We start from the raw sequence: 13,548 nt of genomic DNA, 5'->3' as shown, positions 1-13,548 counted from the left end.
ACCGAGTGGTTAATATCGCTTGAGTTAACAAGCCGGCCTAACCGCCGGCTTGTTTCACTTTAAACCCTTTTTGTTGTAATAAGGTGGTGACTAATTCGCGTTTATCACCTTGTATCTCAATAATGCCGTCTTTGACCGAACCACCACAAGCACATTTCTTTTTTAATTCTGTGCATAATTGGCTTAATTCACTGGGGCTAACGGTTAAGCCTAAAATGGTTAATACCGTCTTACCGCCCCGACCTTTCGTTTCCCGACGGATACGTAAGGCACCATCAGCAAAGCCTTCAGCCGCCGAGACAGCAGGGCTACTCGCGTCAATTCGGCCTGTCGCCGTGGAATAGACCAAATCAGCCTGATTCGCCGGTTTCGTGCTCTCTGCGGTAGTGCCAGTCAGTTGTTGTTGCCAATCGGCTAAGGAAATTTTTTTGCTCATCATAAAATGTCCTGAAAAGTTGGCCGTAGCTTACTTAGCACAAGCGTTGCTCGCAAGTTTTTCTGTGTCTCGCTTGGTTTTTTAATGTTATCTGGTAGAATATCGCCTTGATTTTAGAAATCTGGACGGCTAAAAATTGAGTATTCCAACCCAAATTAATCACTATTTACAGCTTAGTGGCCTTAAAGAGCAATTTTCTTTTTTTGATCAAGCCTTTACTGAAAAAACTACCGCCTATTATCAAGCGTTACAGCAACATATTGTCGACAGCAGCAATGCCAAAGTGCAATGGCAATACTCAGTACCTGAGTTAGGCGAGGGAGGGGCGTGTTCGTTATTTGGTGTGCTGGACAGTGAGCCATATGATTTAACCGCGATTTTGGGTGGTCAAACCCGCGCTAATCACCAAGCCTTAGCACGTTTAACGAAAATAACTGAATTTTATCAACAGCAGTCGGGTTTAGCATGGTTTGGTATTTATCAAGCGCGTGCTAATCTGAAGCAAGAGTTGGTGCTAGTAAAATTAAGCTACTTTGGCGCCGCCTCTCGGGCAGAGTTTCCGTTAAATACTGAGTTTGCCAAGATCAGTAATAACAGTACGGTGGGTTTAACTGGCCAAGCCCGTGTGATTAACGATGTCGCGGCCTATTTGCAACAAGGCGGTGAATATTACACCTGCGATCCGAAAGTTAAAGCCGAAGCTTGTTTGCCACTGTTTGCACAATCGGGCAAAATAGTGGGCATTATCGACGCTGAAGATTTGAAGCAGCAGGTGTTTACCGCAGAGGCATTGGCCCTGTTAGTGGCTGTGTGTCTGAGCATCCCCGAGTGTTTACCGGCAATCGCTTAGTGTTGCCTCCTTATAATCTTAAACCAGGTAGAACAATATGTTTTCTCAGTTAAAGCCTGTCGCTGTCGACCCCATATTGGGGCTGATGGCGGCTTATCGTGAAGATCCTAACCCTCTTAAAGTTGACCTTGGCGTAGGTGTTTATAAAGATGAGCAAGGCCACACCGCGGTTTTAAAATGCGTAAAAGAAGCCGAAGCGCTGCGTTTAAAGCATGAAGACAGCAAAACCTATGTGGGTATGGCCGGTGATCCGTCTTTTAATACGCACATTGAAAAGTTAGCCTTTGGTGCGACTCATACAGTGTTGCTGGCAAATCGCGTTGTTACGGCGCATACACCTGGCGGCACAGGGGCACTGCGTGTGGCGGCGGAGTTTATCAAGCGAGCGAATCCGGATGCGACGATTTGGGTGACCACCCCAACGTGGGCAAACCATATCTCGTTATTCCAAGCTGCGGGTTTAAAAGTTAAAGAATACGCTTATTACGATTACGACACCAAAGGTTTGCAGGTAGAGCAGATGTTTGCTGATTTAGAGCAAATTCCTGCCGGTGACGTTGTTTTAGTGCATGCCTGTTGTCATAACCCCAGTGGTATGGATCTGAATTTCGAACAATGGCAACGCTTTACCGCGATCGCGAAAGAGCGAGGTTTCACTCCTTTAGTTGATATGGCTTACCAAGGTTTTGGCGCCGGTTTAGATGAAGATGCCGCAGGTTTGCGCTATTTAGCTGAACAAGTGCCAGAAATGATCTTGTGTAGCTCTTGCTCGAAAAACTTTGGTTTATATCGCGAGCGAATTGGTGCTGTCAGTGTTGTTGCAAGCAACAGCAAAGAAACCGACGTTGTCCGCGCTAACTTACTCAGCGTCGTGCGCGGTATTTACTCAATGCCACCTACGCACGGTGCCATTATTGTTAGCCATATTTTAGATAGCGCCGAATTAACGGCACTGTGGCACGACGAATTAGCAGAAATGAGGAATCGTATTAATAGCTATCGCCAGCTGATCATCGACAAGTTTACTGCTGAAGGCATTACCCAAGATTTCAGCTTTATTGCTCGTCAGCATGGTATGTTCAGCTTTTTAGGCATTAACAAAGCGCAAATTGAACGGCTACGCAGCGAGTTCAGTATCTACATGGTCGGTTCTAGCCGCGTCAGTATTTCGGGTTTGAATCATGCCAATATCGACTATTTCGCCAAAGCCGTTGCAACGGTATTAAAAGGCTAAATACGCCCAGAGGGTATCCAGGCATCGAGTCTGGATACCTTTATTATGCTGCGCTGTGCGCTACTTTTCTCTTTCTCTTTCCTTAACCTTGCCTTTAGTTATCACACACTCAGCGATCAGGCGATAAGTATTCATTATCATAAAAAGTTCTGAGCCATTCTGGCCGATACACTGCCATTAGCGTAATGGCCATGCCATTGAGTAATGCTTCGCCAAACCAAATGAGCAGGGCCAATTGCGTGTAGTTGTGATAAATCGTATGCCAGTCATGTTGTTGCTGCAGATACAGCCAGCCAGAGGTGAGTACAATTTTTAGCACTATGCTCAGGGCGGCATTTAAAAAGCCCGCAATAAAGATATACACAAATAAATGGCGAGTCAGATAATGATATGACCAGCTAAATACCGCATAACTAAATAACGCAGGTAGAATAAAGGTAGTTAATGCAAAGGCGCCACCCTCAGCCAAGCTAACACTGTTAAAAAGCATTAATAAAGCTAAGGGCAGACAACTGATCCAAATGGCGATACGCCAGCCATGACACAATACCAGTGTGGTAATACCTAGAAAAAACAACTCTAAGCCCGGTACTATGCCGGCTTTTACAGACCAGAGTAGGGTTAAGGCGACTGCTGAGGCAAACACAAAATGCTGATAACCCGGTAATTGTAATAAGCGTGGCCACAACTCTTTTGGGTAACTCAGTGCGATGCAAAGGATAGCCAAACACCAGGCACTTATTTGCCAATAATTTATGATCATTATCATAGGCCCAAAGCTGAGGATGTGGCTAATTATACTGTGATCTAGCGCAGCATAAAAAGCTTCGCGTTAGTAACAAGGTGCATGTCTAAGCGGCTAAGAGCCTTAATAAGGGCTTGAGTAAAGCCTTAGCTGTTTTTCAATCGCCTTTTAATTAATGGGTTAGGCAGCATTGTTATACTGCGGTGTATTGTTCAGGCGTTTTTATTCTGTCAGCGATTTTGCCAGTTGCAGGTAAGTTGTTCCGTTGCGCTTAACACGCTCATAATCCATGTGTTCAGAGCCTAAATGCACTTCCTCTAATGCTGCTTTAATTTGTTCATTAGCGTTCGGTATTAGGGCAAGTGCATTTTCCAAAGTGTAGGTTAATTGATGGATCGCCGTCACGCTGGTTGGATTTAACTCACCGGCTAACAAGTTAGCTAACTCGGTATTTTTCTCTAACAACACCTTGCTAGCTTGCTGCACATCACTGATCGCTTTACCGCTGAAATGAGCAGGGCGATCTGAGGCTTGCACGAGTGTTGCGGGGAAGTAGCACAATGCAATGAAGCTAGAAATAACGAGGATTTTCATAATAAAGCCTTAGTTAATAATGATTCTCATTAAGCTATCAGATCAGTGCAACAAAGCAAGTCACTTTTGCTGATAACATAAAACGTTTTCTTATACGTTGCTCTGGTTAAAACGTATCAACAAAAACGCCTGCACAAGGCAGGCGTTTTAATAAGATTAACCTTTAACAGCGGTTAGATCCGCTTGTATTTAATCCGATGTGGCTCCAGTGCTGCCGCGCCATAAGTTTGTTTTAACCAGGCTTCGTAATCAGAGTAGTTACCTTCAAAGAAATTCACTTTACCTTCATCACGATAATCGAGGATATGCGTGGCAATACGGTCGAGGAACCAGCGGTCGTGCGAGATCACCATGGCACAACCAGGGAAATCTAAAATGGCGTTCTCGAGTGCACGTAGTGTTTCAACATCTAAGTCGTTGGTAGGTTCATCGAGTAACAACATATTGCCACCGGCTTTTAATAGCGCCGCCAGATGCACGCGGTTACGCTCACCCCCCGATAACTCGCCAATAAACTTCTGCTGGTCGTTACCTTTAAAGTTAAAACGGCCAACATAAGCGCGGCTTGGGATCTGGAAATTGCCAATTTGCAGCATATCTTGGCCGTTTGAGATTTCCTGCCACACCGTGTTTTTCGGGTTCATGCTATCGCGGAACTGATCAACACTTGCTACTTGCACCGTTTCGCCAAGTTCAATGCTGCCGTTATCGGCTTTTTCTGCGCCGGTGATCATTTTAAACAGTGTTGATTTACCCGCACCATTCGGGCCGATAATACCGACAATCGCCCCCTTAGGAATGCTAAAGCTCAGATCATCGATTAACACACGATCGCCAAAGGTTTTGCGCAGGTGTCCCACTTCGAGTACCTTATCGCCTAAACGTGGCCCAGGTGGAATAAACAGCTCATTAGTTTCATTACGCTTTTGAAAATCTTGGCTTTGCAATTCTTCAAAACGTGCCATCCGTGCTTTACTTTTTGCATGGCGGCCTTTCGGGTTAGTACGAACCCATTCTAATTCTTGTTTAATTGAGCGTTGGCGAGCACTTTCTGTTTTATCTTCTTGTGCTAGTCGGGCTTCTTTTTGTTCTAGCCAGCTAGAGTAATTCCCTTGCCACGGAATACCTTCACCCCGGTCTAGCTCTAAGATCCAACCGGCTACATTGTCTAGGAAATAACGGTCGTGGGTAATGGCCACCACAGTACCAGGATAATCGTGTAAAAAGCGTTCTAACCAAGCCACCGATTCAGCATCCAAGTGGTTAGTGGGTTCATCTAATAACAGCATATCGGGGCGTTCTAATACCAAGCGGCAAATCGCCACCCGGCGACGCTCCCCGCCCGACAGATGTTCAATTTTGGCATCCCAAGGCGGTAAGCGTAATGAATCTGCCGCACGCTCTAGCGTGTTATCTAAGTTATGACCATCTTTTGCTTGTATTAATGCTTCTAACTCGCCTTGCTCGCGCGCTAAGGCATCAAAATCAGCGTTTTCATCGGCATAAGCGGCATACACTTCATCTAGCCGAGTAAAGGCTTCTTTTACATCACTAACGGCTTCTTCAACAATCTGCCGTACTGTTTTGTTGTTATCCAATACCGGCTCTTGCGGTAAGTAACCGATTTTTGTGCCGGTTAATGCCCGTGCTTCGCCTTCAAACTCTTTGTCGATACCGGCCATAATGCGTAATAACGTCGATTTACCCGAGCCGTTTAAGCCAAGTACCCCAATCTTGGCGCCGGGGAAAAAAGATAAAGAGATGTCTTTTAAGATGGTGCGTTTCGGGGGAACCACTTTCGAAACCCGATACATTGAATAAATAAATTGTGCCATTACTAAGTTTCCGTCCGTTAAGGGCTGTCACAGTGAAGCAAATTGTACGTTATTTTCACCAGTGGTGGAAAGTGAATGGCGATGCTTTAGAATAATGTTGGCTTTTGTGGGCGGATCTCTGTTTTAATACACACCATTAGAGAATTTTTAGTAGGTTAATTATGTCTGAATTTGCACACGATCCAAGCTTTCAACGTTTTATCGAAGAAGCTAAAACCCATGGCGTAGTCTGGACTCTCGCTGATGGTGAAGACTTATTAGTGGTTGAATCGGTAGAATTTGAAGAAACAGATGTAATGCCCTTTTGGTCAAGCAAAGCGGATGCGCAAGCGCACTGCTCAGAAGAATGGTCAAGTTATAAACCTGAGCCAATCCCACTCGATGTATTCTGTGACGGCTGGTTAAAAGAGATGTACGATGACGGCGTATTAATCGGCACTAACTGGGATGAATCACTCAATGGTCCTGAAGTAGAGCCGCGTGAATTGCTAGAAGCGCTGGCGCTTGTACAGTAATTAAACACCGTGCTACACCCTAAGCCCAGCCTTTGCTGGGCTTTCGTCGTTTAAGGGTGTAAAATAATAATATTATGATCTGGTCGCTAAACTGCTTTTCTTTGCAGTGCGTATAACAGATATTGCAAATCAGTATTTGGAAAAACTATGTTATCAGAAGCAGCAATGTTAGTTCGTAGTGCACTTGAGACGCGTGGTCTTGAGACTCCTATGCGTGATAACGGCTTGTCCCGCGATGAGAAATACGAAAAGATTAACCAGTTACTCACTGAGGTTGTCAGCACCTTGGGGCTTGATCTCACCGATGACAGTTTAAGAGAAACGCCACATCGCATTGCTAAAATGTATGTTGACGAGGTTTTTGGTGGTTTGGATTATCAAAACTTTCCGAAGATGGCGCTGATAGAAAACAAAATGCAAGTTAACGAGATGGTCAAAGTGAAAGACATCAGCTTTACCAGTACTTGCGAGCATCACTTCGTCACCATCGATGGCAGCGCTACGGTGGCTTACATCCCTAAAGATAATATCATTGGCTTATCTAAGATTAATCGCATAGTGCGTTTCTTTGCACAGCGTCCTCAGGTGCAAGAACGCTTAACCCAGCAAATCTTAGTGGCGTTACAAGCCTTACTTGAAACAGACAACGTTGCAGTGACCATGGATGCGGTACATTACTGCGTGAAATCGCGTGGTGTGATGGATGTTAATTCTAAAACGCAGACTACGGCACTGGGCGGTATTTTCAAAGATGACGCTCGCACCCGAGCGGAGTTTTTAGCTCGCTAACCGCCGTTAGTTGCGGGATACCACGGGGCTAATTGCTCATTGCTTTAAACAATTAGCCCCATGCAGTTCTAAAAAGCTCGTGGCATTTTCAGCACTCAAAGGTTTGCTGTAGTAGTAACCCTGAATTTCATGACAGTGCATGTTTTCTAGTAACTTCAGCTGCTCTACTGTTTCAACCCCTTCAGCAATAGTAATTAAATCCATACTCTTAGCAATATTAATGATCGCACTGACAATCGCTTTATCGTCTTTATCATTTAGAATATCTTGAATAAAAGATTGGTCTATTTTTAGTTTTGTTAGGGCAAAACGCTTTAAATAACTTAATGATGAATAACCCGTACCAAAATCATCGACTGCAATTTTAAAACCGAGCTCATTAAACTGTTTAATTAAAATAGCGCTTTGCTCTGGGTCATCCATCATGGCACTTTCGGTTATTTCTAGCTCAAGACTACTGGCTGAAACATTATGCTGCTTAAGTAACTGCTTGATTAAGTCTAATAAATTGGGTTGCCGAAATTGGATCGGTGATAAGTTAATGGCCAAAGTGAAATCCTGATACCCGTTACTTTGCCACACCGCTAATTGCCTAAAGGCCTCGGATAATACCCAGGTACCTATCGGTACGATAATGCCAGAGCGCTCCGCTAGCGGAATAAACTCGGCGGGAGATACGAAACCTAGCTCACTGTTATACCAGCGAAGTAGTGCTTCAAAGCCAATGATTTTTTGCGTTGCGATACAATATTGTGGTTGGTAAACCAGATTTAACTCTTCCCGAGCTATGGCATGGCGTAATGCATTTTCTAAAATCAAATGTCGCGAATGGTAAGTTTGCATACTGGCAGTGAAGAAACAGAACGTATTACGACCTAATTCTTTGGCTTGATACATCGCCATATCCGCATGACGATATAAATCATGAAAAGTTTTACCATCGGTGGGATAAATAGCGATGCCAATTGAGCCTGATAACGTTAATTCGTGACCGGCTGCTAAACAGGGCTCTAATAATAATGGCAATATTTGCTCAGCTAAACTTGCTGCCGCCTTGGCACCGGTGTTTTTGCGGATAATCACAAACTCGTCACTACTCAAGCGGCTAAGGGTATCTTCTGCTCGGCATACTGAATCTAGCCGTTTAGCCATTTGCACCAACACTTCGTCACCAATTTGATGCCCCAGTGAATCATTGATCTGCTTGAAGCGATCAAGATCAATCACCAGCATGGCAAGTGCTTGCTGGTACTGCTCGCTGATCTGGATCGCTTGCTCGGTACGATCATGCAATAAAACGCGGTTAGGCAGTGAAGTTAGCGGATCAAACTCTGCTAAAAAACGAATTTGTGCTTCGTCTTCTTTATATTGGCTTATGTCGCTGAATAAGCCAACAAAGTAAAAGTCACCGGGTTCTATTCCATCAATTTTACTAATTGAGAGCCACTGCGGATAGATACTGCCATCTTTACGTCGGTTCCATATTTCGCCCTTCCAGCTACCGGTATTATCAATTTCTTGCCACATTGCGCGGTAAAACTTTTTATCATGACGACCCGAAGCCAATATATTCGGTTTTTTACCCAGCACATCCTGTTCATCGAAACCACTGATTTGACTGAATGCTTGGTTAATTTGGACGATCTTCTGCTCAGCATTGGTGACGATTAAGCCCTCTGAGCTTTGCTGGTAAAGCCGAGCCAATAATTGCAATTTAAGCTCATTTTCTTTGCGTTGGGTAATATCTAAATGAATACCGACGGTGAGTTTATGTTCTGAGCTGACAATGGTTCGGCCACGCGAAAGGATCCATACCCAATGACCATCTTTATGGCGCATCCTAAATTGATTTTCGTATAATTTATCGTCTGTTTTATTAATGTAATCGTCGAAATAGGCCGTAACACTGGCCATATCATGTGGATGTAAGGCTTTAACCCACAGATCATCTATCGTACCTTCTTGAGCGCTGGCAATACTGTTGCGATAACCCAGCATAGCAAAATGCTCTGCGCTGTAGGTCATTAAGCCAGTATGATGATCATATTCCCAGCTGGCAGCATTGCTGGCAGCGATAAATGATTGGTTGCGTTGTAGTTGAGTTTCTAAATCTTTGGTTTTTGCCGCAACGAGCTGTGCGAGTTGGCTTTTGCTGCGAAGTGTGTTTAATAACAAAAAACTTAATAATCCCAGCATAATGGTAAACAAAGTCGCAAGAAACAATTGGTAATAATACAGTTGAGGCTGACGCCAATCGGTTTTAGGATAAAGTTGCAAAGACCAGTCAGTGTTAGCCGGAAATATATCGCTGGCAACAAAATCATTTCGTGGCGTGGTAATACTACCAAACAGTATAGGTTTATCTTGTGGGATATCACTCTCAAAAAATATTATATAATCAATTCCTTGCTCAGGTAGTGCTTGTAAGTTAAGCAAGCTGGGTAACTTTTCTATATGCAGCGTAATGTTCACAAAACCCCAGAAACGACTTTGACTGCCATCCATTAAATATATGGGCAGACGACCCACTAGGCCTGTACCTCCTTGAATTAACTCATAAGGCCCGGTTAACTGCACCTTGGTGCTGTTAATGGCCTTTCGTGCATCAGCGCCTTGTTCTGGATTAGTCAGAATATTGTAATCAAGTAAATTTATGCCTGTATCTTCAGGATAAATGGCTTTAATAATGCCTTCTGGGGCGAGTGACACGAGGGTAATGTAGGGATAATACGACGAGATTAACTTAGCGAAATGTTCAAAGCCGTCTATGGCCCCTTGCTGTTGTTTTACCCAGGCCGAAATGGCGTAACTAAGAGACGATGCCTGCAATAATTCGCGTTCAATTTTACCGGCATAAACTTGTGCTTGCTCTTTAAGTATTAACTGTTGTTGCTGTAAACGCTGTGTTTTAAGTTCCTCAACCAAATTAAAGCTGAAAAAGCCGCTAAGGGCAGTAATTATTATGGTGATAAGTAAGATGATCTTACTGACTTTATTAAACAGCACGCGATGTGGAGCCTTTAACAAGTTAATTAAGAGATAGTGTTTTAAATCTTAGCATAGCACTGATTAGGCTCACAGTAGCTTTGAAGAAAAATTCTTAAATAGAGCAATAAGTTGCAGTGCTGTTAAGAATGATTATTTTAAATGAGCACACAACGTTAGTTTGTTTAATTTGTAGTATTAATGCATTTAACAATAACTCGCTGCCTGTGAAACTAGCGTTCAACAAAATAAACTGCTTTTCGTCTGGTGGCGTATAGTCATTACCTAAGATCGATCTTAGCGGTAAATACTTGGAGAAAGTAAAAATGAAAAAAACACTTAACCTTGCGGCCGTGCTAGCACTGACCTTTTCGGTATCGAGCTTAGCCGCACAGTGCGGTAATATTCTCGGCCATTCAGTGCAGCAACTCAAAACCCGTGAAAGTGTCGATTTATGTGATGAATTCAAGGGTAAAACATTAATTGTGGTGAATACTGCCAGTAAGTGTGGCTTTACTCCGCAGTTTGAAGCCTTAGAAACGCTTTACCAAAACTACAAAGATCAAGGTTTAGTGGTATTAGGTTTCCCATCAAATGATTTTCGGCAAGAACACAGTGATGAAGAAAAAACAGCTGAGGTGTGTTATTTAACGTACGGTGTTGAGTTTCCAATGTTTTCAACTAGCAGTGTGCGCGGGGATAACGCTAACCCGGTATTCAAAGCCTTAATTGCAAAAACCGGTGAAAGCCCGTCTTGGAATTTCAATAAATATATTGTCAGTAAAGACGAGCAACAAGTGGTGCATTTTGGTAGCCGAACCAGCCCTGATGATCCAAAGTTTATTGCTGAGCTTGAAAAACTGCTAGCTGCAAAGTAATTACTGACTTTGCTCAAAAGCGCTATCAATCGCGGTGGCGTGGTCGGTTGCTGCTGTTCTTGCTAGCTCATCACAGCGTTCATTTTCAGGGTGGCCGCTGTGGCCTTTTACCCAATGCCAAGCAATCTGATGTTTGCTGCAAGCGGCATCTAAACGTTGCCATAAATCTTGATTTTTAACCGGCTGTTTTTGACTGGTTTTCCAGTTATTACGTTTCCAGCCCGCTAACCACTGCATGATACCCAAGCGCACGTATTGGCTGTCGGTGGTCAAATCAACCTGGCAGGGGCTGGTCAGTGATTCTAAACTGACAATAGCCGCGAGCAATTCCATTCGATTATTGGTGGTTAGCCGAAAGCCGCCACTCAGTTCCTTACGATGTTGCTTGTAAAGCAAGACACTGCCATAGCCGCCAGGACCAGGGTTACCCAAGCAAGATCCATCGGTATAGATCGTAACAGTTTTCTGCATAAAGTCTTTCCTCAAAGCAAAACGGCGTATAATCTACCCTAATAGTAGGCAACAGCGAAAGCAGCAATGTTAAAACGTCAAATTATCTTAGATACCGAAACCACCGGCATTAACCCAAAAGATGGCCATCGTATTATCGAAATTGGCTGTGTTGAGCTGCTAAATCGGCGTTTTACCGGCAACAATTATCATGTTTATATTAATCCAGAGCGGGAAATTGAAGCTGAAGCCATTGCGGTGCACGGTATAACTAACCAACGTTTGCAACACGAACCCAAGTTTCGAGATATTGCACAGGGTTTTTTCGAGTACATTAAGGGGGCCGAATTAGTCATTCACAACGCCGCTTTCGACGTCGGTTTCATTGATCATGAATTTGCCCTGTTGCAGCCAAAACTCCCACCAGTGGCGGAGTATTGCGGCATTGTTGATACGCTTAAATTAGCGCGAGATTTGCATCCGGGCCAAAAAAATAACCTCGATGCACTGTGCCGCCGTTATGACATCAATAATAGCCATCGTACTTTGCACGGCGCCTTATTAGATGCCGAAATTTTGGCTGATGTTTATTTATTAATGACCGGCGGGCAGGTCAGCTTAAACTTAGCGGCGGAAGACGCGAACAATCAACAGGATCAACAGGGGCCCTTGGTTATCCAGCGCAGTGGTAAGTTAAAAGTGATTAAAGCCAGCAGCCAAGAATTAACTGCCCATCAAAATCGTTTAGATTTAGTGCAAAAGAAAGGGGGCAGCTGTTTATGGCGAGATTAATGCTACTGTGTTTTATGCTGTGTAATGTGTTTGTGCTGACCGTTGCTGCACAACAAGACTCGACGCTACCTGTTGCAACGCCAGAGTCGGCCTCAGCGCAAACACCCGAGCCATTAATGCGCATGTTGGCAGACTTGCCACTGCGCAATCAAATTCCCTTGTTAGATAATCGGTTTCGAATCGATGACGGTATTGAATCTATCACCTTGGTATTTTTTCGCCGACCGGGTTCGGCTTCTATCGTATTAGTGCGTCCCGATGGCAGTAAGGTGTTTTATAACACGGCCAAGCAACACAACATTCGTTGGTTTGATGGCCCTTCCTACGATTTAATTGAAATTACTCAGCCGATGCCAGGGCCTTGGCAGGCCGTCGGACGCGTTTTACCTGAAAGTAAGATTTTGGTGCTGACCGATGTGGAATTAGATGTTGATCCTTTACCTAAACCGATGGTGGTGGGGGAAACATTTAAATTAACGGCGCGGATGCTGCAAGATGGCAAAGCGATTAATGCGCGAGAATTTAAAGACATCTTGTCGTTACAAGTGGTTTTTACCAGTACCAATGATAAAAGTTACGAGAACTTCGGCCGAGGCATGGTGGAAGTGGCCAACTTTCGTGATGATGGCCGTGGTTATGACATCAGTGCGCGCGACGGTATTTTTACCGGTGAGTTAAATTTGGTGTTTGGCCAAGGCGAGTGGATCCCGCGTTTTATTGTGCGTACGCCTTTGTACACTCGCGAAGTTGAACAAAGCGCCGTTATTATTGAACCTTCGCCTATTACGCTTAACGTACAGATGGCAACTAAAGCGGAGCAAAGCCATATTATTATGTTGGATGCCAATAGTGAGCTGGTAGACGTCGACTCTTTGCTGTTCCAAGGGCAAATTCAATATCCAGATGGCGATATGCAATCATTCTCTTTAGTCGAGCCTACCGCAACTAAGCAACTGCAGGTCGATAACCGTGGGCATGGTAGTTATATTTTGAATATGGCCGTTTTTGGCCAAATGCGCGATGGTCGAGAGTTTGTATTAAATTTACCTGAAGAACGTTTTCTAGTAGCCATGTTGGCGCAGGAAGCGCCTGACTTAGGGCCCTCCGACAGCGCAACCGAAGCCGCTGTTGAGGTGGCAGAGCCGGTTGCCACAGAAGTACCTTGGCTTTGGATCATCCTGATTAATTTATTTATTTTAGCGTTAGGCGCAGTAGCCATTTGGTTTGTGTTATCTGGCAAGCAGTTCAGCCGTTTGATGTTTTGGCGCAAAAAAACCGAGCTTGCTGCTACCGCCGAGGTAAATAAGACGGCCTCAGCGGCGAAAGTGGACAGCACAGCGAACAAGAAACCAGCAAAAAAGAAAGATGGAGAAGATATATTGGATCTTTCTATGCCAGATGGCTAAGGAATAGGCAAAAGCGGCAAAAAAGAAGTTGACTGAGTT

13 protein-coding genes are annotated in these 13,548 nt (G+C 44.2%); 7 read left to right on the top strand and 6 right to left on the bottom strand.

Annotated features, from left to right (window positions below; translation table 11 throughout):
• Positions 1-37: 37 nt before the first annotated feature.
• On the bottom strand, positions 38-439 hold the full coding sequence (locus LMJ53_RS14660; RefSeq protein WP_229587886.1) for a translation initiation factor: 402 nt from the start codon (positions 437-439) through the stop codon (positions 38-40).
• Positions 440-572: 133 nt separating this feature from the next.
• On the opposite strand from LMJ53_RS14660, the gene LMJ53_RS14655 reads away from it, so the two are divergent.
• Positions 573-1,286: a GAF domain-containing protein gene (locus LMJ53_RS14655; RefSeq protein ID WP_229587884.1), complete on the top strand. Its 714-nt coding sequence runs from the start codon at positions 573-575 to the stop codon at positions 1,284-1,286.
• A gap of 37 nt (positions 1,287-1,323) precedes the next feature.
• Positions 1,324-2,520 (top strand): aromatic amino acid transaminase, encoded by a 1,197-nt coding sequence (locus LMJ53_RS14650; protein ID WP_229587882.1) that lies wholly within the window; start codon positions 1,324-1,326, stop codon positions 2,518-2,520.
• 109 nt (positions 2,521-2,629) lie between these two features.
• On the opposite strand, the gene LMJ53_RS14645 is transcribed toward LMJ53_RS14650, so the two are convergent.
• The 3 genes from LMJ53_RS14645 to ettA all read right to left on the bottom strand — a co-directional run bounded on the left by LMJ53_RS14645 (position 2,630) and on the right by ettA (position 5,694).
• A complete protein-coding gene (locus tag LMJ53_RS14645) occupies positions 2,630-3,283 on the bottom strand; it encodes an energy-coupling factor ABC transporter permease (RefSeq protein WP_229587880.1) in 654 nt (217 codons plus the stop codon).
• A gap of 204 nt (positions 3,284-3,487) precedes the next feature.
• Complete coding sequence (locus tag LMJ53_RS14640; RefSeq protein WP_229587878.1) at positions 3,488-3,859, bottom strand: DUF6746 family protein; 372 nt, start codon at positions 3,857-3,859, stop codon at positions 3,488-3,490.
• Between the two features lie 173 nt (positions 3,860-4,032).
• A complete protein-coding gene (ettA, locus tag LMJ53_RS14635; RefSeq protein ID WP_226752037.1) occupies positions 4,033-5,694 on the bottom strand; it encodes an energy-dependent translational throttle protein EttA in 1,662 nt (553 codons plus the stop codon).
• A gap of 161 nt (positions 5,695-5,855) precedes the next feature.
• Between ettA and LMJ53_RS14630 the strand changes: the two genes are divergently transcribed.
• Together LMJ53_RS14630 and folE are read left to right on the top strand one after the other, a co-directional pair.
• On the top strand, positions 5,856-6,209 hold the full coding sequence (locus LMJ53_RS14630; RefSeq protein WP_226752038.1) for a DUF2750 domain-containing protein: 354 nt from the start codon (positions 5,856-5,858) through the stop codon (positions 6,207-6,209).
• Positions 6,210-6,356: 147 nt separating this feature from the next.
• Positions 6,357-6,998: a GTP cyclohydrolase I FolE gene (gene folE / locus LMJ53_RS14625; RefSeq protein WP_229587876.1), complete on the top strand. Its 642-nt coding sequence runs from the start codon at positions 6,357-6,359 to the stop codon at positions 6,996-6,998.
• A 36-nt stretch (positions 6,999-7,034) separates the two neighbouring features.
• On the opposite strand, the gene LMJ53_RS14620 is transcribed toward folE, so the two are convergent.
• Positions 7,035-10,004 carry an EAL domain-containing protein gene (locus tag LMJ53_RS14620; RefSeq protein ID WP_229587874.1) on the bottom strand — a complete coding sequence of 990 codons (2,970 nt, stop codon included), beginning with the start codon at positions 10,002-10,004 and terminating at the stop codon, positions 7,035-7,037.
• 305 nt (positions 10,005-10,309) lie between these two features.
• Here LMJ53_RS14620 and LMJ53_RS14615 point away from each other — a divergent pair, with 305 nt between their 5' ends.
• On the top strand, positions 10,310-10,861 hold the full coding sequence (locus tag LMJ53_RS14615) for a glutathione peroxidase (protein WP_229587872.1): 552 nt from the start codon (positions 10,310-10,312) through the stop codon (positions 10,859-10,861).
• On the opposite strand, the gene rnhA is transcribed toward LMJ53_RS14615, so the two are convergent.
• Positions 10,862-11,332, bottom strand: a complete 471-nt coding sequence (rnhA, locus tag LMJ53_RS14610; RefSeq protein ID WP_229587870.1) for a ribonuclease HI — start codon at positions 11,330-11,332, stop codon at positions 10,862-10,864. It abuts the gene before it with no gap.
• A 66-nt stretch (positions 11,333-11,398) separates the two neighbouring features.
• On the opposite strand from rnhA, the gene dnaQ reads away from it, so the two are divergent.
• Positions 11,399-12,103: a DNA polymerase III subunit epsilon gene (gene dnaQ, locus LMJ53_RS14605; RefSeq protein WP_229587868.1), complete on the top strand. Its 705-nt coding sequence runs from the start codon at positions 11,399-11,401 to the stop codon at positions 12,101-12,103.
• Positions 12,091-13,509, top strand: coding sequence for a TIGR03503 family protein (locus LMJ53_RS14600; protein ID WP_229587867.1), 1,419 nt, complete (start codon positions 12,091-12,093; stop codon positions 13,507-13,509). The genes dnaQ and LMJ53_RS14600 overlap by 13 nt, the downstream gene beginning before the upstream one ends.
• Positions 13,510-13,548: the final 39 nt, after the last annotated feature.

Source organism: Rheinheimera sp. UJ51, from assembly GCF_020819615.1.
In the GTDB taxonomy this organism is placed as follows: domain Bacteria; phylum Pseudomonadota; class Gammaproteobacteria; order Enterobacterales; family Alteromonadaceae; genus Alishewanella; species Alishewanella maricola.
Note: the sequence above shows the minus strand (reverse complement) of the source record. Positions and strands in the feature narration are given on the sequence as shown.